Source organism: Streptomyces sp. NBC_01003 (assembly GCF_045162695.1).
Lineage (GTDB): Bacteria > Actinomycetota > Actinomycetes > Streptomycetales > Streptomycetaceae > Streptomyces.
In genome coordinates this window covers 9,102,246-9,122,350 of record NZ_CP108707.1, presented here as the reverse complement: position 1 = coordinate 9,122,350, position 20,105 = coordinate 9,102,246, and the positions used below count along the sequence as shown (strand labels likewise).

At 69.7% G+C, this 20,105-nt stretch carries 20 protein-coding genes and 1 pseudogene; 6 read left to right on the top strand and 15 right to left on the bottom strand.

Translation table 11 applies throughout. The features are described from left to right. Positions 1 to 19: 19 nt before the first annotated feature. The 4 genes from OG698_RS41870 to OG698_RS41855 all read right to left on the bottom strand — a co-directional run bounded on the left by OG698_RS41870 (position 20) and on the right by OG698_RS41855 (position 4,586). Positions 20 to 1,225, bottom strand: a complete 1,206-nt coding sequence (locus OG698_RS41870; RefSeq protein ID WP_406109413.1) for a Gfo/Idh/MocA family protein — start codon at positions 1,223 to 1,225, stop codon at positions 20 to 22. An 84-nt stretch (positions 1,226 to 1,309) separates the two neighbouring features. Next, positions 1,310 to 2,653: an ABC transporter substrate-binding protein gene (locus tag OG698_RS41865; protein WP_406109412.1), complete on the bottom strand. Its 1,344-nt coding sequence runs from the start codon at positions 2,651 to 2,653 to the stop codon at positions 1,310 to 1,312. A 15-nt stretch (positions 2,654 to 2,668) separates the two neighbouring features. Next, positions 2,669 to 3,586 carry a carbohydrate ABC transporter permease gene (locus OG698_RS41860; RefSeq protein WP_406109411.1) on the bottom strand — a complete coding sequence of 306 codons (918 nt, stop codon included), beginning with the start codon at positions 3,584 to 3,586 and terminating at the stop codon, positions 2,669 to 2,671. Between the two features lie 28 nt (positions 3,587 to 3,614). After that, complete coding sequence (locus OG698_RS41855) at positions 3,615 to 4,586, bottom strand: carbohydrate ABC transporter permease (protein WP_406109410.1); 972 nt, start codon at positions 4,584 to 4,586, stop codon at positions 3,615 to 3,617. A gap of 212 nt (positions 4,587 to 4,798) precedes the next feature. On the opposite strand from OG698_RS41855, the gene OG698_RS41850 reads away from it, so the two are divergent. Beyond that, on the top strand, positions 4,799 to 5,953 hold the full coding sequence (locus OG698_RS41850; protein ID WP_406109409.1) for an ROK family protein: 1,155 nt from the start codon (positions 4,799 to 4,801) through the stop codon (positions 5,951 to 5,953). A gap of 72 nt (positions 5,954 to 6,025) precedes the next feature. Here OG698_RS41850 and OG698_RS41845 read toward each other — a convergent pair. Further along, a pseudogene (locus OG698_RS41845) lies at positions 6,026 to 6,403 on the bottom strand (NUDIX hydrolase); the annotation flags it as partial. 244 nt (positions 6,404 to 6,647) lie between these two features. Here OG698_RS41845 and htpX point away from each other — a divergent pair. After that, positions 6,648 to 7,574, top strand: coding sequence for a zinc metalloprotease HtpX (gene htpX / locus OG698_RS41840; protein WP_406109408.1), 927 nt, complete (start codon positions 6,648 to 6,650; stop codon positions 7,572 to 7,574). 17 nt (positions 7,575 to 7,591) lie between these two features. After that, positions 7,592 to 8,182 carry a hypothetical protein gene (locus OG698_RS41835; protein WP_406109407.1) on the top strand — a complete coding sequence of 197 codons (591 nt, stop codon included), beginning with the start codon at positions 7,592 to 7,594 and terminating at the stop codon, positions 8,180 to 8,182. Positions 8,183 to 8,210: 28 nt separating this feature from the next. Here OG698_RS41835 and OG698_RS41830 read toward each other — a convergent pair whose 3' ends face one another. The 5 genes from OG698_RS41830 to OG698_RS41810 form a co-directional block, all read right to left on the bottom strand. Further along, entirely contained in the window at positions 8,211 to 8,882 is a 672-nt protein-coding gene (locus OG698_RS41830; RefSeq protein WP_406109406.1) for an HAD family hydrolase, read from the bottom strand. Between the two features lie 101 nt (positions 8,883 to 8,983). After that, positions 8,984 to 9,781, bottom strand: a complete 798-nt coding sequence (locus OG698_RS41825) for a family 1 encapsulin nanocompartment shell protein (RefSeq protein WP_326777478.1) — start codon at positions 9,779 to 9,781, stop codon at positions 8,984 to 8,986. Continuing rightward, positions 9,778 to 10,818: a Dyp-type peroxidase gene (locus OG698_RS41820; protein WP_406109405.1), complete on the bottom strand. Its 1,041-nt coding sequence runs from the start codon at positions 10,816 to 10,818 to the stop codon at positions 9,778 to 9,780. The genes OG698_RS41825 and OG698_RS41820 overlap by 4 nt, the downstream gene beginning before the upstream one ends. 76 nt (positions 10,819 to 10,894) lie before the next feature. Further along, positions 10,895 to 11,422: a DUF5709 domain-containing protein gene (locus tag OG698_RS41815; RefSeq protein WP_406109404.1), complete on the bottom strand. Its 528-nt coding sequence runs from the start codon at positions 11,420 to 11,422 to the stop codon at positions 10,895 to 10,897. A gap of 563 nt (positions 11,423 to 11,985) precedes the next feature. After that, complete coding sequence (locus tag OG698_RS41810) at positions 11,986 to 13,161, bottom strand: hypothetical protein (protein WP_406109403.1); 1,176 nt, start codon at positions 13,159 to 13,161, stop codon at positions 11,986 to 11,988. Between the two features lie 209 nt (positions 13,162 to 13,370). On the opposite strand from OG698_RS41810, the gene OG698_RS41805 reads away from it, so the two are divergent. Then, entirely contained in the window at positions 13,371 to 13,589 is a 219-nt protein-coding gene (locus OG698_RS41805; RefSeq protein ID WP_100594626.1) for a hypothetical protein, read from the top strand. A 39-nt stretch (positions 13,590 to 13,628) separates the two neighbouring features. Here the strand turns inward: OG698_RS41805 and OG698_RS41800 are convergent, their stop codons facing one another. Further along, positions 13,629 to 14,564, bottom strand: a complete 936-nt coding sequence (locus OG698_RS41800; protein WP_406109402.1) for an SDR family oxidoreductase — start codon at positions 14,562 to 14,564, stop codon at positions 13,629 to 13,631. A gap of 223 nt (positions 14,565 to 14,787) precedes the next feature. Here OG698_RS41800 and OG698_RS41795 point away from each other — a divergent pair, with 223 nt between their 5' ends. Beyond that, positions 14,788 to 15,267, top strand: a complete 480-nt coding sequence (locus OG698_RS41795) for a pyridoxamine 5'-phosphate oxidase family protein (RefSeq protein ID WP_406109401.1) — start codon at positions 14,788 to 14,790, stop codon at positions 15,265 to 15,267. Positions 15,268 to 15,438: 171 nt separating this feature from the next. On the opposite strand, the gene OG698_RS41790 is transcribed toward OG698_RS41795, so the two are convergent. Both OG698_RS41790 and OG698_RS41785 read right to left on the bottom strand, forming a co-directional pair. Continuing rightward, positions 15,439 to 17,046, bottom strand: a complete 1,608-nt coding sequence (locus OG698_RS41790; protein ID WP_406109400.1) for an MDR family MFS transporter — start codon at positions 17,044 to 17,046, stop codon at positions 15,439 to 15,441. A gap of 173 nt (positions 17,047 to 17,219) precedes the next feature. Then, complete coding sequence (locus tag OG698_RS41785; RefSeq protein ID WP_406109399.1) at positions 17,220 to 17,894, bottom strand: TetR/AcrR family transcriptional regulator; 675 nt, start codon at positions 17,892 to 17,894, stop codon at positions 17,220 to 17,222. 226 nt (positions 17,895 to 18,120) lie between these two features. On the opposite strand from OG698_RS41785, the gene OG698_RS41780 reads away from it, so the two are divergent. Continuing rightward, positions 18,121 to 18,705 (top strand): DUF4232 domain-containing protein, encoded by a 585-nt coding sequence (locus OG698_RS41780; RefSeq protein WP_406109398.1) that lies wholly within the window; start codon positions 18,121 to 18,123, stop codon positions 18,703 to 18,705. Between the two features lie 18 nt (positions 18,706 to 18,723). On the opposite strand, the gene OG698_RS41775 is transcribed toward OG698_RS41780, so the two are convergent. Both OG698_RS41775 and OG698_RS41770 read right to left on the bottom strand, forming a co-directional pair. Continuing rightward, complete coding sequence (locus OG698_RS41775; protein ID WP_406109397.1) at positions 18,724 to 19,446, bottom strand: PP2C family protein-serine/threonine phosphatase; 723 nt, start codon at positions 19,444 to 19,446, stop codon at positions 18,724 to 18,726. A 227-nt stretch (positions 19,447 to 19,673) separates the two neighbouring features. Further along, positions 19,674 to 20,078: a nitroreductase/quinone reductase family protein gene (locus OG698_RS41770; RefSeq protein ID WP_406109396.1), complete on the bottom strand. Its 405-nt coding sequence runs from the start codon at positions 20,076 to 20,078 to the stop codon at positions 19,674 to 19,676. Positions 20,079 to 20,105 lie beyond the last annotated feature (27 nt).

Genomic DNA, 20,105 nt, shown 5'->3' with positions numbered 1-20,105 from the left:
TATAACTCGCGCCCCTGGTTCAGAGGGAGTTGGGAGCGTCCCCGAAGTCCGGGATGTCCAGGCGTACACCCCCGCGCAGGGCCGACTTGTGGGCGACGATGCCGGGCAGGGTGTAGCGGGCGGCGACCCACGCGTTCACCGACGGCAGGGTCCTCGTGGCGACGGCCGTGACGAAGTCGTCGACGAGGAAGTGGTGGCTTCCCTCGTGGCCGTTGGGCATGTGGTCGAACTCGCGGGGCAGCCGGGCGCGGTCGTGCACGGGCGCCGAACCGGAGGTGAACGCGTCCCTGAGTGCGGGCGCGATGTGCTGGAGCGAGGGATCGTCGGCCGGCAGGGTCGGCTTGGGCTGCAGGAGCTCCGAGATGTCCTGCACCCCCTTCTTGTCCTGCCAGAAGCTGACCGTGGCCAGCTGCTCCATGCTGGCGTCCGTGCCGAAGAACCGGAACCGCGATTCCCGGATGTGCGACGGATAGCCGACCCTGCGGAACTCGTTCGTACGGAACGAGCCGCCGCCCGCGACCTCGAAGAGCGCCGTCGCGTTCGACAGGTCGTTGCCGAACTGGCTGACCTCCTTGTCGAAGACCCCGTCACCCCGCTCGTCGGGCACACCGATCGCGGAGACGCTCACGGCGTGGGTCTGCCAGGCGCCGAGCACGCCGCCGACGGAGTGCGTCGGGTAGAGCAGGGGCGGATAGCTGGCGGTGGCCTTCCAGTTGTCGCCACCGCTGTACCGGTAGGCCTCGTAGAAGCCGAGGTCCATGTCGTGGACGTAATCGCCCTCGGCATAGAAGAGCCGCCCGAAGGCACCGTCGGCGATCTGGTTGCGGGCGTGCACCGTCGCCGGGTTGTACTGGCTGGTCTCGCCCATCATGTACGTCAGCCCCGTGTCGCGCACGGCGTCGATGATCGCGGCGATCTCGTCCTCGGTGATCGCCATCGGCACCGCCGAGTACACGTGCTTCCCGGCGCGCAGCGCCTTCAGGACGAGCGGGCCGTGGGTCCAGCGCTGGGTGAAGACCGCCACGGCGTCGACCGCGTCGGACTCCAGCATGGCGTCGAACGAGGGGAAGGTGCCGGTGAGCCGCTCGGCGGCGACGAGCTGTTCGGCGCGCTCCGGCAGCAGGTCCGTGACGTGGATGTCGCCGACACCGGGGTGGGCGCGGAACAGTTTGGCGAACTGCCCGGAGAACTGACCGGCGCCGACGATGCCGATGGAGAACGTCATGAGGATCCCTTCACAGACTGAACTTCACTGAACGTCAAAGAACTTCACGGAACTTCACTGCACGCTCCTCCCCTTCCCTGAACTTCACTGGGAGAGCAGGAGGTTGATCTGGCTGTTGGTGCGGTCGAGGTCGCCGACGGGCGCGTCGTTGGCGTAGATGTCCTGCATGGTGGGCCGCATCAACGCGTACACGTCCGCCGCGTAGTTGGTGATCGGGAAGGAGAAGGTCGTCTTGTCGGCGACCGGCTTGGTGAACGCCGTGACGTCGATGCCGTCCTTCTTGTACGCGGCCACGGCCGCCGCTGTGCCGTCCTTGGTGGCCGGGAACACGATCCCGTGCTCGCCGACCGTCCGCTGGCAGGCGTGGGAGGCGAGGTAGGCCACCCACTTCTCGGCGCCCGGCTTGTTGCGCGCGTTCTTGGTGACGGAGTCGGCGAGGCCGTTCATCATGGTGGCGCGCCGGCCGCTCGGGCCGACCGGGGTGACGGCGGTGCCGGTCTCGATGCCCTTGAACCCGTAGTACGTCTTGATCATCCACGAGCCGTTGAGCGAGGTCGCCGCCGTGCCCGAACCGAACTGCACATCGGGGCCGTTGGTCTGGGAGAAGTCCTTCTGGGGCGGGAGATAGCCCTTCTCGGCGAGACCGAAGTACCAGTCGATCGCGGCCTTGAACCTCTTGTCGTCATAGTTGTAGTGGGTGCCCCAGGCCGGCTGGTCGGTGTAGCGCCAGCCCATGGACGCGGCGAACGCGCTCCACTGGGTCTGGCCGTCGCCGTCGCCCGCGTCGTTCGTGGCGAGGCCGTAGACCTTGACGTGGTTCTTGTCGAAGCCTTTCTCGTCACCACGCACGCCGTTCCTGTCGACGGTCAGGTGCGCGATGGCCTTCTCGAAGGTTCCGCCGTCCTCGGGATTCCAGGTGAGGTTGTTCAGCTGGCCGGCGGTCAGTCCGGCCTCGCGCGCCATCTTCTTGTTGTAGAAGAGGGCGACGGTGTCCCAGTCCTTCGGTGCGCCGTAGCGGTGCCCGTCCTGGCCGACCCAGGCGGCGGCGAGGCCGGGCTGGTAGTCCGCGTCCTTGATGCTCCTCGTGTGCGGGAGCTTGTCGAGGGGCGCGAGCACCTCCAGGTCGGCGAACTGGGCGAACTTCTGGATGTGATCGGTGAACACATCGGGCTGGGTCCCCGCGATGAAGCTCGCGGTGAGCTTGGTCCAGTAGTCGTTCCACCCCATCTGCGTGATCCGTACGTCGAGGCCCGGGTTCTCCTTCTCGAAGTCCTTGGCGCAGGCCTCGTACGCGGGCAGCTGGTTGGAGTCCCACAGCCAGTACGTGACGGTGTGCGAGGCGGAGCCGGAGGAGGATCCCGCCGAACAGCCGGACACCAGTGAGAGGGCGAGCGCCCCCGCGAGGGCGGTGAAGGCACGCAGTCGCATCAGGTTCCTGCCTCTCTACTTGATCCCGCTGAAGCCGATGGAGTTGACGATGCGCCGCGCGAAGCAGCCGAAGAGCACGAGCATCGGGAGCGCGGCCACGAGCGTCGCCGCCATCAGGCCCGACCAGTCGGTGCCGCTCTGCGGGGTCTGCGCGCGGAAGATGCTCAGCGCGACGGTGAGCACGCGCGAGCTGTCGCTGTACGACACCATCAGCGGCCAGAAGTAGTCGTTCCAGGCCGTGATGTACGTGAGGACGCCGAGCGTGATGACGGGGGTCGACGCCATCGGGAGCAGCACGCGGAGGAAGATCCGCACCTTGCCGGCGCCGTCGAGCAGCGCGGCCTCCTCGACCTCGCGGGGCAGGTTCATGAAGAACTGCCGCAGGAAGAACACCGCGAAGGGCGTCATGAACAGGCTGGGCAGGGCGATCCCGAGCAGCGTGTCGACCAGGCCGAGCTGTTTGATCAGGATGAAGTTCGGCAGGAACGTGAAGATGGTCGGCACCATGAGCCCGGCGAGGAAGAGGCCGAACATCCGGTCCCTGCCGCGCCAGCGGAGCCGGGCGAAGGCGTACGCGGCCATGGCGGAGAACAGGATCTGGCAGACGGTGATCAGGGTCGAGACGACCACGGAGTTCAGCAGATAGCGCCAGAAGTCGATCGACCCGCCCGCGCCGCCCTGGGCGAGCGCCTCCTTGGTGCTCTGCTGCCCGAAGACCCGGGCGAAGCCGCCGCCTGTCAGGCCGGTGGGCAACGGGGACGAAGGGTCGGCGGTGAGCGCGGCGTTGGAGGACAGGGCGGTGCGCAGGATCCAGTAGAACGGCACCAGGGTGATGACGACGATCGCGGTCATCACGGCCCAGGCGAGGGCGCGTCCGGGCGAGATCCTGCGCCGGGCGCGGGTGCGGGGCGCTGTGGTGGTCACGGCGGCCATGGCGATGGCTCCCTTCTCTCGCTCGTCGCTAGCCGAGGTCGGTGTGTCCGGCGCGGGTGAGCCGGTACTGGATGACGGTGATCACGCTGAGGACGACCAGGAGGGCCACGGACATGGCGGAGGCGTAGCCGAACTGGAAGCGGCCGAACGCGGAGCCGTAGATGTACAGCTGGAGGACGTTCGTGGCGTTGGCGGGCCCGCCGCCCGTCGTCACGGCGACGGAGTCGAAGACCTGGAACGAGCCGATGACGGTCATGATCAGGACGACCGCGAGCACCGGCCGCAGCAGCGGCAGCGTGACGCGCCAGAACATCCGCCACTCGCTCGCGCCGTCGACCTTCGCCGCCTCGTACACGTCGGACGGGATGACCTGGAGCCCGGCGAACAGGAGCAGCGCGGTGTAGCCGACGTGGCGCCATACGTTGATCAGCGCGATGGTCGGGATCGCCCAGGTCTCGTCGGTCAGGAAGGGGATGTGGTCGAAGCCGAACGCGCCGATGACGCGGTTGCCGATGCCCAGCTGGGTGTCGAGCATCCACAGCCAGACGATGCCGGCGACGACGTTCGACACGAGGTAGGGCGTCAGGACGATCCCGCGCAGCAGCGCCGACTTCGTCAGCCGCTGCATCAGGACGGCGATGGCGAGCGCCGCGACCGTCTGGACGCCGATGTTGATGATCACGTACTCGACGGTGACCTTCAACGACCCCCAGAATATGGGGTCGTTGACCATGCGCACATAGTTGTCGAGGCCGACCCACTCGGCGGGCGTGAGCAGGTTGAAGCGGGTGAAGCTCAGATAGATCCCGCGCAGCGTGGGCCAGAGCAGGAAGACCAGGAAGCCGAGCAGCGCCGGGGCGATGAAGACCGCCGCGAGGGCGCCGTCCCCTCCGCTTCCGCCACCGTCTCGTTCCCTGATCCGGTCCTTGGTCTTGTTCCTGGCTGCTTCGGCACCAGGCAGCCGCACTCGGGTGGGTGGGCTGCTTGAGGCGACAGTCATCTGAGACTCCCTCGTCCGCGACTCGTCCTCGCGCCGATTACTTTTGACGCGGAACAATCACGACGTCAAGAGGCCTGCACGAACCTTCTCCAGGGCGCCCTTCACGAGATCCGACCTTGACATTGCTTCCGTCCCGGAATAATTCTTTGTCACAGACTGTGACAGGCTTGGATCCGCACGCCACCCCCATCGACAACCAGCGCGAGGAGCCCATGAGCGCACGTACCGCGAGCTGGCTGCCCCTGAGCCCCGGTGAACGCGCGGTGGCGATCGAGGTGTTGACGCACGGCCCGCTGTCCCGCAGCGAGATCGCCAAGCGGCTCAGCCTGTCCCCCGGCAGCCTCACCCGCCTGACGAAGCCGCTCATCGAGTCGGGCCTGCTGGTCGAGGAGGCCACGACGGCAGCATCCCTGCGCCAGGGACGCCCCTCGCAGCCGCTCGACATCGTGGCCGGGTCACAGAGCTTCGCCGGGTTCAAGATCACGGGTGACGCGGTCTACGGGGTGGTCACCACCCTCAGGAGCGAGATCGTCGCCCGCCGCTCCGAGCCCCTGGACACGCACGATCCGGAGGAGATCGCGGACCTCCTGCACCGGATGACCGCCGGTTTCCAGGAGAGCTTCCCCCGCCTCGCCGGAATCGGCATCGGCGTGGGCGGCAACGTCAGACACCGGGCGACCGTCGTCGCGAACGCGTTCCTCGGCTGGGAGGAGGTGCCCCTCGCCGAGATGGTCGAGGAGCGCACGGGGCTGCCCGTCGTCGTCGACAGCGACGTGGCGGCGCTGATCGAGGCCGAGGCCTGGTTCGGCGCCGGCCGCGGCCTCGACCGGTTCGCGGTCCTCACCATCGGGGCGGGCATCGGCTACGGCCTGGTGCTCGGCGGACGCCTGGTCCGCACCGGCGAGGACGGCCACGGCGTCGGCAAGCGCTGGATCATCAACGCCAACGGCCCGCTCACCCCGGAGGGCGAACGGGGCAGCGCCATGGCCCTGTTGACCATCCCCAGCATCTGCTACCAGGTTCGCGCGGCCACCGGCCGGGACGTGACGTACGAGGAGATCCTGGCCGGCGCCGCCTCCGGCGACCCGCTCTGCGCCCGCGTGATCGGCGAGGCGGCGCGGGCCCTGGGCACCCTGGTCGCACAGATCGCCAACTTCGCGATGCCGGAGAAGATCCTGCTGGCGGGCGAGGGGGTGGGCCTCGCCGATGTCGCGGGCGGCGTGGTCCACGAGGCGATCCTCGCCAACCGCAACCCCATGGCGGACCCCGTCCACCTGGAGACGAAGGTCTCCGACTTCCACGAGTGGGCCCGCGGCGCCGCGGTCCTGGCCATCCAGGTACTGGTACTGGGGACGAACGAGGGGTGAGGGGGCGCCCCAGCGGGCGCCGCGCACGACGCCGGCGATCAGATCGTGGATGAGGAACTCGCCGGGCCCACGGTTCTCCTTCAGCCGGTCCAGCTCGTCGGCCCCGAACCAGCCGTACGCGGAGTGCTTGGCCCACTCCAGGGCGGGGTGGACCAGATCCCCGTCGACCTCGACGACCCAGTCGGCCTCGTGCCGTCGGCCACCGCCGTCGTCACCGGTCCAGGTGGAGACACCGAGGAACGCGCCCACCCGTCGCAGCCGCCGGCCCGTCTCCTCCGTGATCTCCCGGGCCAGCGCGTCGAGGAGACTCTCGCCCGGCTCGACATGGCCGCCGACAATGTCCCAGGTGTCGGGAAAGAGTCGCCGGTCGGAGCTGCGCCTCTGCGCGAAGGCCTGCCCCCGCTGATTGAGGATCACGGCGCCCACGGTCCACACCTCGCCCGCTCTCATCACGGGAAGTGCGGGTGTCACGGCGCTCCGGTCGTGGTGCTCGCTCGGCGGCATGGCGCCACTCCAGAAGGGCGCGAGCCGGACGGACGGAGCGCGGGCTCACAAGGATCTGACGGGCACCGTGCGCTACTGGTCGGAAGAGCCCCGGTTAGTGGCATCGTGGAAGGTGAGCGCACCGCCGGTCCCGCTCCGTGTGAGCGGTCCGTACGGCGGGGCGCGCCGCGGAGCGAAGGCGGTGACGGCTGTGGCAACCACTCTGAAGGCCGGAGGGAGCCGGTTCAAGGCCGACCGGCAGCTGACCGTGCGCATGCTGGTCACCGTGTTCCTGCTGGGCCTGCTGTACGTGGCCTTCGTCGGCGCACTCCTGGTCCTGCTCAAGTCGACGCTCCTGGTCGTCGTGCTCGCCGCGGGACTCCTCGTGTCGCAGTACTGGTTCTCCGACCGGATCGCCCTGTACGCGATGCACGGCCGGATCGTGACCCGTGAGGAGCAGCCCCAGCTGCACGGCGTCATCGACCGGCTGTGCGCGACTGCCGACATGCCGAAACCGCAGGTGGCCCTCGCCGGCACCGACCTGCCGAACGCCTTCGCCACCGGCCGCAACGCCGATCACGCGGTGGTGTGCGTGACCAGTGGCCTGCTGCGCCGCCTCGAGCCCGACGAACTGGAGGGCGTCCTCGCGCACGAGCTGTCCCACGTGGCGCACCGCGACGTCGCCGTGATCACCGTGGCGTCGTTCCTCGGAGTGATCGCCGGCATCGTCGTGCGCTTCGCCTTCTACTCCGAGCTGCTCGGCGGCCGCCGCAGGACCGACCAGAACACGCTGGTCGTCCTCGCGGTGGTGGTGGGCGTCTCGGCCGCCGTCTACGCGATCAGCTTCGTCCTCATCAGGGCGCTGTCCCGGTACCGGGAGCTGGCCGCCGACCGGGCCGCGGCGCTGCTCACGGGCAGGCCGTCCGCGCTGGCATCCGCGCTGACCAAGCTCGACGGGGACATCGCCCGCATCCCGAACAAGGACCTGCGGACGGCCCGCGCGTTCAACGCGTTCTACTTCATCCCGGCGCTGTCGAGGACCGCCCCGCTCCCCCGTCTCTTCTCCACACACCCCTCGCTCGAACAGCGCCTCGACCAGCTGGCGGCGATCTCCGCCGACCTCGGCCGCCCGGCCTGAGCCCCGAAGGGATCCACATGGGTTTCCTGGACATCCTGCTCGGGCGCACCAGGCCCGCCCCACCGGACCTCGACCGGCTCTTCGGCCTGCCGTCGGCCGCGGTCACCCTTGAGGCGGCGGCCGGGTTCACCCCGACCGGCCTGGGCTCGGTGTGCTTCACGACGGTGGAGGGGACGGCCTTCGACACGATCCGCCAGGACGTGGGGGCGCTCCTGAACGCCGATGCGGAACGGGTCGACGCGACGGAGTTCAGCCGGGACGAATACGGCTACACATGGCTGCTCTCCCAACGCTCCCCCTCGGACCTCCCGGCACTGGTCGGCGATCTCCACGCGGTGAACGCCACACTCGAAGGCAACGGCTTCGGCCCCCAACTCCTCTGCTCCCTGGCCGGGTTCCACAACGCGGAGGGCCACTCACTGGCGCTCGTCTACCTCTACAAGCGGGGCACGTTCTATCCCTTCGCCCCGCTCCCGGGCGAGAAGCGCGACAACGCCCTGGAACTGCGCGTACGCGCGGTGGTCGGCGACGACCTCCGTATAGAGCCGGACCTGGAACGCTGGTTCCCGGTGTGGGGCGCACCCGGCCTGGAAGAGGCCAGGCCCTGACGCCGCACCCAGGAGAAGGGCCCGTTCCCTAGACTCGTTCCGCCTCCACGAGCCGGAGCACGGCGTCGAGCCCGCGTCGGGCCCCGGGGGCAGCCCCGGAGGGCAGGACGTAGGCGCGCAGCCCCGCGGCGACGGCCCCGCCGTCCTTGGCCGGGTGATCGCCCACCATCAGGGCCTCGGCAGGCGTGACGCCCAGTTCGTCGCAGGCCAGCCGGAAGAGCACCGGATCCGGTTTCTCGGTGGCGTGCTCATAGGAGTGCACCCAGCTGGAGAAGAAGCCGTCGAGCCCGCGCCGGGCGAAGGTCGCTCGCAGATCCCAGCCGACGTCACTGACGACGCCCAACGGAATCCCCCTGCCGGCAAGCCGGACAAGGGTCGCCTCCACATCGGCGTACGGCACCCAGTGTTCGGGCTCGCGCAGTTGCTCGTACAGCACGTCCGCGACAGGGGCCAGTTCTGGAGCCGACGCGTACCAGGTGGTGAAGGCGTGCCGGTGGGCCTTTGCGGACACGTCCCTGCCGAGCTGCGCGGCGACCACGTCCGGGTCGGTGAGGCCGGCTTCGAGTCCATCGAGGATGCCGTCCATGACCAGCTCGTCGACGGGCCCCAGCACGGCCCTGATCCTGTCGGCGTAGGGGCCGATCTGGAAGAGGGTGCCGGAGAAGTCGAAGAGAACGGCACGCACAGGCAGTTCGGACACAGCGGGTCCGGCGCGCAGAGGCCCTTCGGGCCCGCAAACGGTAGGTCGACTCATCCGGCCTTCCTAACCGCCCCGGCACACCCCGTCAACGATCCCAGCCATCACGCCCGCAGAGCGACAACGGCCTCGTCCGTGTACATCAGGAACGTCAGCGTCTCCTGGAAGTACAGCTCGACGCCGGTCGCGTCATGCGAGGTGTAGCCGATGGACAGGTCCTGGCCGATGCGGAGTTCGTAGTCGCCGCCGCGGGTGGTCAGGACGAACGCGCCGTTGATCGCGGGTGCCCAGATCAGGTCGCCGTCGAGGAGGCGGGCGATGTGGCCGGCCACGGGGAAGCCGTGGTCGGTGGTCTCACTGACCGCCGTGTACGCCTCCGCGCCGAGCAGCAGCGAGTACGGGCCGTCGACGCCGGCGAGGCGCAGGGCGCTGAGGGCCCTCGCGATGGTGTCGGGGTAGTCGCGAGGCTCGGCCGGCAGACTCAGGACGGGGTTGGACGTGCGCTCGCGGACGCCTTCGATCCGGGCCGCGGCGTAGCCGTCGAAGATGGCCTGGTCCTCGGCGAAGGCCATGGTGCGGGCCGCGTCCTTGACCGGCTGCCAGTCGGAGTCGTTGGAGCCGCGCGCGACATCGTCCACGGCCTCGCGGCTGACGGTGAAGGGAACGCGCAGTTCGACAAGCGGCTGGGCCTCGCGCAGACGTGCCATGACTCCCGGGGCGGGCGGCGTGACGGACCGCAGATGCCCGGTGCCGACGGCGGCGAGTTCGAGTCCGTCGGGGCCGGTGACGTCGAGGACGCGGCGTCCCGCGACATGACGCTGGAAGGTCCGGCCGGCCTCTTGCTCGATCTCCGCCCAGGCGGCTTCGCTGATGGGGGCGAGTTCGCGGTGCAGGTTGTTCATGACGCGGGGGCTCCTTTGAGGCCGCCGATGCCCAACGAGCCGTCGGGCGGGGCGACGACGGGCTGCGGTGACGCGGCAGGGACGGGAAGTTCGCGTGCGGCGTCCGGCAGGGCGGGCGGGTCCGGCAGGTTGTCGAGGAAGTCTGCGGTGGGGACGAAGAACAGGTTTCCCGTGACGGCCGTGGAGAAGTCGAGGATCCGGTCTGTGTTGCCGGGCGGGCTGCCGATGAACATGTTCTCGAGCATCTGCTCGGTGACCGCGGGGGTCCGCGCGTACCCGATGAAGTACGTCCCGAACTCGCCGCGCCCCAGGGTGCCGAACGGCATGTTCTTGCGGAAGATCTTCCGTTCCTCGCCGTCCTCGGTAATGGTGTTGAGGGCGACGTGGGAGTCGGCGGGCTTGGTCTCGTCGGACATCTCGATGTTGTCGGCCTTCGAACGGCCGATGACCTTCTCCTGCTCCTCCGTCGACAGAGCGTTCCAGGCAGTCATGTCATGCAGGTACTTCTGCACCACGACGTAACTGCCGCCCGTGAACGGGGCGTCCTCATCGCCGATGAACACGGCAGAGCGCGCCGCGTCACCGGTCGGATTCTCGCTGCCGTCGACGAACCCGAGCAGGTCCCGGTCGTCGAAGTAGTTGAAGCCGTGCACCTCGTCCACAACGGTCACGGCGTCGCCGAGCTGACCGACGATGTGGCCGGCCAGCTCGAAACAGAGGTCCATGCGCCGCGCCCGCACATGAAAGAGCAGATCCCCCGGAGTGGCGACGGCCCGGTGCCGATCGCCGTTCAGCTCACGAAAGGGATGCAGCCCGACAGGCCGCGGCCCGCCGAACAACCGGTCCCAGACGACAGACCCGATCCCGACGGTGCACGACAGAAACGAGTCGGGAGACCGGAACGAGACCGAGCGCAGCAGCCCGTTCAAATCACCGAGCTGGTCGCGTACGCGGGGTTCGGCGCCAGGTGCCGTGGTCACCACGAGAAAAAGGGCCGCTGTCGAGTGCGGCGCCATGACAGGCTGCGTTTGCGTCACTGACTCTCCCGCAGGGGTGCACGATGCGGTCGGCTGACTTCCGTCACCCTAAGCCGGGCTCACCTGTCCCGCACGGTCAGTCGGTGACCCGCCGTGGATCACGCCCTCTGCGGACGTCCTCCACGAGGTGCATGGCAGCCTCCTCGGCGGACGCGGCCGCACCGTCGATCCCGACGTCCTCGGCGAACAGCTCGCTCTCCGCGTCCTTACGCACACCTTCGTCGGGCGCCACGAGCCGCCCGGAGCGCGCGGCTCCCACCTCGTCGTCGAGCGGTTCGCCATCGGTGTCCCAGGTGTCGCCGATACCGTCGTCATCAGGAACCACCAGATCGGGGATCTCCTCGGACAGACGCTCGTCGAGCGTCTCGCCGAGCCGCTGCTCCGTGCAGGTGACACCGGTGTGCTCGACCCCCCAGGGCCGCTCGGGCGGCGAATAGCCCTGGTCGAGCGGATCGGTGACGCCGCCGCCGAGCAGGGTGTCCTCCTGGTCGAGGAGCCCCTCGTCGTCCTGGACCTCGGACCCGTCGGGCTGGTAGACGTCGTCTCCCCGCCCTTGATCGTCGATGTCCACGTCGCCTCCTTCAGCGGTGGCCTCTGTCTCCATTGTGGGCGGCCAGGGGGCGGCACGTCCTGCGGAAGGACGGACGGCCCGGAAACGAAAGTGCCCCGACCGTGACGGGGGATCACAGCCGGGGCGGTCTGAGTGGTCGCGGATGGCGGTCGCCTCTCGGCGGGGGCTCCACAAGGCTTCAGCCGAACGATCGTCCTTGCAGGCAAATGAGATGAGGCCCGGGGACACAGCTCCATCCGCGTCCACACCTAGTTTAACGAAGAACCACCCCGGGGAATTCCCCACCCCGCAACCGGCCCTATGAACTACGTCACGGACCGTCCCGGCACACAAAACCAGGCGGATCCCCGTACCGGACAGGGACCGGGCACAGCGAGTGACAGCCCCGCCGAGCGGACAGCCGCGTACGAGACAGGAGGCACGTGAGGGCATGTGCGCGCGGAGCCACCAGCACCACGTACAGGCAATTGGCCAGCCGGCGAAAACCCATGGAACAGCGAGCACGTACACGCCCCCGCGGCCCCGCGCCCGAAAACACACCGGCCAAGACGCCCCCGCACCAGCCGACGCACCGGACCCCACCACCCGTCATTCCGTCACGGCGTCACAGCCACACCCTCCAGCGCCGAGATCCGCCGGCCAATGGCCTCGAGCGCACCGGGCCGCCGCCCAGGAACCGCACGCCGCAACCGCGTGAGAGAGGCCGCAAGCGCACGGGCCTGCGCCGGGTCACCAAGCTGCTCCCACTGATGATGAGCGCGATCGACGGCAGCCTCGACATCCTCCGAACCCACCGCCTCCCCGCGCGCGAGCCGAGCCTCGGCCGCAGCCGTCCACAGTTCGCAACTGCGCCCAGGATCCTGAGCGAGCCGCGCAAGATCGGCACGTACCTCGAGCCAGTGGAGCGCCTCCGGCGACCCCGCACCATGGGTACGCAGGGCAGTGCTCTCCCACATCGCGGCGAGGGCAGCGGCCTCACCGTGCCGCCCGGACTGCGCGGCGGCGAGGATCGCCGGGTGCGGATCGGCATCAGGGCGGGGCTCGACGACAGGAACCTCCTCCTGCCGAGCGGCCGGCACAGGCGGGCGAGGAGCCGCCGGAACGGGCCCCGGCCCACCATCGACCACGAGGAACAGGGCACCGTCCGGACCGGCCTCCCCAGCCGCCTGAGCATGAAGATGCGCGAGCGGCGGACGGTGCCCGTTGCGCCATATCGAGGCGTAGGTCTTGAGATAACCGGGCACGGCGGTAGCCCGACGCGGAGGAGGAGGCGAGACCCGCCCGAACAAACGAACACCCACCCCCACACCGAACCCCCCACCCCGCACCTGCTCCCAGGCATCCCCATCGGCCACCAGGTCAAGGACGACCGTGGTGGTGTCGGGCCGCCGCAACGCGAGTTCGCCGGTGAGCCAGTGCCAGGGCAGGGAGGTGTACCGCAGGGTCGACGGAGTAGTACGGGCCAGGGCGAGATGAAGCAGACGCTGGCGCTGATCCAGATGAAGCTGCCCGGTCACAAACAGGGCGAGCGGCCCGGGCGCGGCCACCGCCGTGCGGATGCGGGTGAGGACGGTCTGCGGGTCGACGGGATCGGCGAGTTCGACGACGGTCGCGGCGGCGGTGCCGGTCAGGGCACTGGGTGGTACGGCCGCGAGCGCGGGCAGTACGGAAGTCGCGTCGATGAGGCAGCTCTTGTTCGCCGGGGCGGCCGCAAGGAGCAGCGCGGTCCCGGTCACTGTCTGTTCCCCGTTGTCCTGCTGAGTGATCACCACTACAGCACCGTAACTGGTCCTTCTGTGCCGTGCGTGACCGGCAGGAGCAGCTCGACTGGCGCTCATACAGGGTAATTTGGGCGTAATCGGGAAGTGGCTGCCGCACGCGCACGCGTTCCGTCATTGTTGGCGGAACGAGAACGCCACGCGTCCCGCGCCGGGACCCCGTCCGGGTGCGGAGCCGATTCACCTCACGGAAGCTGAGGACTATGGACGAACCTGAAGGATTTCCCCCTGTAGTCGTGCACGCCACTCAGCCCGGCGGGCGCCGGGTGACGATCCGCGGCGAGGACGCCGGGCTGGCCACCGGGCAGGAGGACGTGCTCGAGTTCCTGCGGCGCGCGGGCCTGGAGGACGCGCGGCTGGACGACCCCGAGCTGGTCGAGTGGCGGGGTGGCGGTACGCAGGTGTGGCCGGCACAGATCTAGATCCAACCATCAACCACCGAGCCCTCGGCCCCCACAGCGTCAGCGGTAAGAGCTCGCGTCAGCCGGCTTGCCAGGATCCTGCACCTCGACGAGATAGCGCCAGGCGTCGGGCCGGCTCCCGTCGACGTCGGTGAACCCGTACACCTGGGCAAGTGCCCCGCTGGACGTCGACTGTCCGTTCCAGCGGGCCACTTCGGGGTCGGCGGCGAGTGCGGCGACGGCCCGGCCGGCATAGAACGGGGTCTCGGAGATGCCGAAGTGCGGTGTCTGTTCCAGGGCGTCGCGCCAGTTGTCCTCGGTGACGCCGTAGTGCCCGAGCATGATCTCCGAGCGGAGCCAGCCCGGGGTGAGGGCGAGGGCCGTGGCGCCCCGCGGACCCAGCTCCTGCCCGAGGGCGAAGGCCATGCGCAGGACGGAGCTCTTGGCGAGGTCGTAGAAGAAGGAGACGCGATAGTTGTCGCGGTTGTATTCAGCCGTGCCGTCGGTCACCTCGACCACGAGGCCGCCGGGGTTGCGGAGCAGGAGCGGCAACGCGTAGTGACTGGTGATGGCGTGTGTCTCGACGGCGAGGCGGAGCAGCCGAAGCCCGTCGTCGAGGTCGTGCTCCCAGACCGGGGTGTCCCAGGCGAAGAGGTTCTCGCCGCCCCAGATGTCGTTGACCAGCACGTCGAGTCGCCCCTGTTCGTCGGCGATACGGTCGACGAGGGCCTTGACCTGGGCGGACTCCAGGTGGTCGGTGGGCACGGCGATACCGCGCCCGCCGGCCGCGGTCACCAGGTCGGCCGTGTCCTCGATGGTCTCCGGCCGGTCGTACTCGGAGCGCCGGGCCCGCGTAGTGCGCCCGGTCACGTACACCGTGGCGCCGGCCGCGCCGAGTTCCACGGCGATGCCCCGTCCCGCTCCGCGGGTCGCACCCGCCACGAGGGCGACCTTGCCGTCCAGCCGGGCGCTTCCGGTCCCGGGTTCCTGCGTCATGAAGCCGCCTCCTCGCTGCTGCCGGACAGGCCGTCGTGGCCCGTCCTCGGTTCGAGCATGACCCGAAATCAGGACACCGAGTGTCGCCATTCCTGAGCGGATGACGGGGATGACGACGACGCACAGAACGAGAAGCGCGTTCTCGCCCATCGGTCACATTCCAGGGCCGCCCCGTGTCATAACAGTGACCAGGGAACCCGCCCGATACGACAGGGAGACGCCGATGCCACCCGCCCGGACCGCGAAGCAGCGCAAGCAGGACACCCTCGACCGGCTCGAACGCGACGAGGACGTATGGGTGGCCACGGCGGACACGTCGGACGGGGAAGGCGCGACGCCCTATCTCGTACCGCTGTCGTTCCTGTGGGACGGTTCGACGCTGCTGCTCGCCACCCCGGCGGCCAGTCCCACGGGACGCAATCTGCGGTCCACTGGGCGGGTCCGGCTCGGCATCGGCCCGACGCGTGACGTAGTCATGATCGAGGGCACGGTACAGACGCTGACGGCCACGGAGCTCCCGGACGACGTCGGTGACGCGTTCGCGGAGAGGACAGGGTTCGACCCGCGCGGGCTGACCTCGGAGTACCTCTATTTCCGGGTCACGCCGCAGCGGGTCCAGGCCTGGCGGGAGGCCAACGAGCTGGCGGGCAGGGAGCTGATGCGGGAGGGCGAGTGGATCGAGGAGTCAACTATCCGGTCGTGAACGACCGGGCTTGCTGCCACCGGCACCGCCCCACGAGGTGAACCCACCGCCACCCACCGCACCCCCGAGCCCGAGAAACACAGGGCGCGCCCGCCGAAGACCCCTCCGGCGGGCGCGCCCAGCGCCACACACGCAGCCGACCGAACCGGCTGACCCGACCAACCGACCGACTCAGCCGGCGGCAGGCTCCAACTCCTTCTCCTCGCTGCCCGGCCGCGCCGTCTCGTTCTCGGCATGCCAGTCCTCGTTGTCGGCGAGCGGCTTCTCCTTCAGCACGAAGGCGAGGACGAGACCGACAGCGAACACGGGCACCAGGTACAGGAAGATCGGCACGAGTGCCTCCTGGTACGAGGAGACGACCGTGGCGCGCAGGTCGGCCGGCAGGGCCCGTACGAGCGCCGGCGTCAGTGAGTCGCTGTCGCCGACCTTCGAGGCGGCGTCCGCGGGCAGCCGCGTGGCGAGCTGGTCGGTGAGGCGGCTGGCGAAGACCGCGCCGACGACGGCGGTGCCCAGGGTCGCGCCGATCTCGCGGAAGAAGTTGTTCGCGGAGGTGGCGGTGCCGACCTCGGCGCCCGGGAAGTCGTTCTGCACGGCGAGTACGAGGGTCTGCATCATCAGGCCGACACCGGCGCCCGCGAGTCCGACGTACAGGCAGACCAGCCAGACCGGGTCGCTCACGTCGAGGCGGGACATCAGGAACGCAACGAGCATGATGATGACCGTGCCGACGATCGGATAGACCTTGTAGCGGCCGGTCTTGCTCATGATCGCGCCGGACGGCAGCGCCGTGGCCATGATGCCGACGACCATCGGGATGAGCAGCAGCCCCGACTCGGTGGCCGTCTTGCCGTAGACCATCTGCAGATACGTGGGCATGTAGCCGACGATCGCGAACATGCCGAGGCCGATGACGATCATGCCGAGCAGCGTGGCGACGTTAAAGATCGGGCTGCGGAAGAGGTGCAGCGGGATGACCGGCTCGGCGGCCCGCGTCTCGGCGACGAAGAACAGCACCCAGGCGACGACCGCGCCGACGCCGAGCCCGATGACCAGCGGGTCGGACCACGCGTACTGCGTGCCGCCCCAGCTGGCGAACAGCACGGTGCAGGTGACGGCGGCGGCCATCAGGGCGGTGCCGAGATAGTCGAGAGTGACCTTGACGGCCTTGCGCGGCAGCTTGATCGCGACGGCCGCGACGAAGAAGGCGAGGATGCCGAGCGGCAGATTGACCCAGAACGCCCAGCGCCACGAGTGCTCGTCGGTGAACCAGCCGCCGAGCAGCGGCCCGACGACCGAGGCGAGACCGAACACGGCACCCATGGGGGCCATGTATTTGGCGCGCTCCCGGGGCGGAACGAGGTCGGCGATGATCGCCTGCGAGGTGATCATGAGGCCGCCGCCACCCAGGCCCTGGAGGGCGCGGCCGGCGACGAGGGTGCCCATGTTCTGGGCGAGCCCGCAGACCACGGAGCCGACCAGGAAGAGCGCGATGCCCGCGAGGAAGATGTTCTTGCGGCCCATGAGGTCGCCGAGCTTGCCGTAGACCGGCATGCCGATGGTGGCGGCGAGGATGTACGCGGTGGTGATCCACGCCATGTGCTCGATGCCGTTGAGCTCGCCGACGATGGTCGGCAGGGCGGTGCTGACGATCGTCTGGTCGAGCGCGCCGAGCAGCATCGTCAGCATCAGCGCGCCGAAGATCAGCCCGAAGTTGTGCGGCTTGGCTATGCCGTCCTCAAGGGCGGGATCGGAGCCCGCCGGTGCGGGGGCGTGGGTCATGCTCAGGTCTCCGTACGTGAAGGGATGGGGTGCGCGGCGCGCGAGCGGTCGCCGCCCGGGGAGGCTGGGGAGTCTTCGGGGCTCGGGTGGGGAGTCGTGTGGGGCCTTGCGCGGGGAGCGCGCGCACCGGTGCCGTGGGGGCGGCAGCCGGGTCGCGCTTCGGGAGCCGCGCCTCAGGCCTCCCGTTCGGTGGTGGCGTGCGGGGAGTCCGCCAGGGAGAGGAGGCCGCGCAGGGCGGTGAACGAGTCGCGCACCGAGGCCGCGGGACCGTCGGGGTGCTGCTTGTCGCGGGCCCATCGCATGAGGCCGTTGCGTACGGCGGTCATGGCGATCCCCGCGAGAAGAGCGACGGTCTGCCCGTCGGGGGCGTCTCCGGTGCGGCGGGCGATGGCGCCGGCGAGATCCCGTTCGAGCGCGTCGCACTCGGCGAGGAACGCGCCGAGGGCCGAGGGCACCTTCTCGACGATGGCGAAGACGTCCTCGAACGCTCCGGCGCCGGGCGCCATCTCGTCCACGTGCGCGGCGAACACCTCGCCCAGGTCCCGCAGCACGGCGTCCGGGTCGCGGCCGGGCGCGGAGACGAACTGCTCCGCCTCGGCCTCCGTCAGGCCACCGGGCCAGGCGAAGAGCGCGGTCTCTTTGGTGCGGAAGTAGTTGAAGAAGGTCCGCGGGGAGACACCGGCCTCCTTGCTGATCATCTCGACCGTGACGTGTTCGAGGCCGCGTTCACGGGCCAGGCGGACCGTGGCGGCGTGCAGTTCGGCCCGGGTCTGGCGCCGTCGCCGGGCGCGCAGCCCCTCGGCCGGCGCCTGCTCGCGGACCGCCGACGTCGCGGTGCCTGATGTCATCACGCCAAAGATTCTTGCACACACTGCAATCTTTGCGCGCACTGCATCTAGGGCCCATGAGACTCTCGGCACCCGTGGTCACGTCAGCGACGCAGGCACCGGCTCGGACACCGGCTCAGGCACGGACACGGGCGCCGACATGGGCAGAGGCATTCATCCGAGTTAGGCTCGTTAGCGCTGTTTCGGGTGAAATGCGAAAGCCACTGTTCGCCGGGAGACCAGACTGATGCCCACTCGCACCGTCCTTGCCGCCTCCGCCGCCGCGCTGCTCGCGTCCGCCACCGGCGTGTCCGTCACCGGCATGTCCGCCACCACGGCGTCGGCCGACATCCGCGCCGCGCACCCCGCCGCCGCACCGGCCGCCGCCCTCAAGCTCTGCGCCGAGAACGCGCTGACGGTGAAGGCGGCCGCGTCGGGCCAGGACCACGTCCTGCGCCTGAGCGTCAAGAACCACTCCTCGCGCGCCTGCCTCGTGGGCCACGTCCCGCTGGTCACTTACGGCGATCTGGACGGGGCCGCCGTCCCGTTCCCGCTCTCCGGGAGCGCCACGTACAAGCTGGACGCGGGGAAGACCGCCCACGCCGCCGTGCGCTCCGTCTCCGCGAGCGGTGACAGCGATGTCCGGTCGGTCGGCTACGTCGTGGTGGCGGCGAATCCGGAACACGACGGCAAGAAGTTCACCGCCGCCTCACTCTCCGAGCCGGGCGGACTGCGCGTCTGGTCGCCGGTGACGACACTGTGGCAGCCGACGCGGGCCCAGGCGGAGGAGGTCCTGGCCGAGTCCGACAGCGCGGGGGTCCTGAAGGCCTGACCCCTCACCCACCTGACATCAGGCCGCGGCCCGGACCGCTAGGAGTGAGGCGTCGTCCTGGAGCCGGCCCTCCGCGTGGCGGAGCAGGTCGGCGGCGAGGGCGTCGGTGAAATCCTCGAGGACCGTGTTCTCCAGGGCCGCGGCTCGCTCCGCCAGCGGGTAGAACGCCCCGCGCGCGTCCCTGGCCTCGCTCACCCCGTCCGTGTAGAGCAGCATGCTCTCCCAGGCGGTGGCGGGCACCGGTTGGGCGGCGCACCAGCCGGAGTGCAGGTCGAGCAGGCCGAGCGGTGGCGCGGGCGTGGGGACCGCTGCGTGGACAGCGGCGCCGTCGCGCAGCAGGACGGGCGGCGGGTGTCCGCAGCAGACCAGTTGGGCGGATCCGTCGGGTTCGACGCTGAGCAGGGTCGCGGTGACGAAGCGGTCGGGTTCGTCCGAGCGCGCGACCAGCGAGTGCAGCCGTACGGCGATTCCTTCCAACCGTGCCTCGCAGGCGGCGAGATCGCGCCAGGCACATAAGACACTGTCCGCGGTACGGGCGAGCGCGCGGCCTTTGCCCATGACATCCCCCATCAACAGGCGTGTGCCGTAAGGGGATTCAACGGCTCCGTACACGTCGCCGCCCGCCCCCGCGGGGCTTCTCTCCACCGGCGCGACGGCGGCGTTCGCCAGGTGCCGGGCGCTGACGCGCAGCGTGCCGACCCGCTCGGGCAGAGGAGAGACCGGCTGGGAACGGGCAGTCATGCAGGGACCTTCCGAGGTGCGGCCGGACATGCTGCCCGACGTGACGCGCCGCGCAAGTGTAGCCAGTCGAGCGCGCCCGGTAACCGATTGTCGCCGAATCCGACCAACCGGATTCCGCCGCCCCGAAGTCGTCAACTTCGAGCTCGCACAAGCCGGTTCACGTATCCGCGCCGCGGGCCGCCGACCTCGCCACGCCCACGCCGGCACCCGCGCGCGGACGGCGTGCCTCAGTCGGTGAGGTCCGTGAGATCGGCCCGCATCGTCAGCAGGTTCGTGCCGAGGGTGCGCACGGCGGCGCTGTTGTACCGGGGCAGGCGCTTCAGTCGCGCGCGGGCGTCGTCGTCCGGCAGAAGGTGTGCCGTGCCCGTGTGCCATCGTCCCTTGATCCGTACGCGGATCTTCGGGTCGGCCTGGATGTTGCGCACGTACTGCGACTTGTCACCGTACTCGGACACCCACCAGAACTCGCGGCCGACCATGCGGCCGCCGACCGGGGTGCGCCGGGGCAGCCCGGACGTGCGGCCGGTGGTCTCCAGCAGGATCTGGCTGGGGAGCCGGGAGAGGAGCGGGTTGCCGATGCGCCGCTGGAACCACGTCACGGCCCTGAACTTGAACTCGCGATACCGCGACATGCGCGTCCCTCCGCCGGCACTGTGACT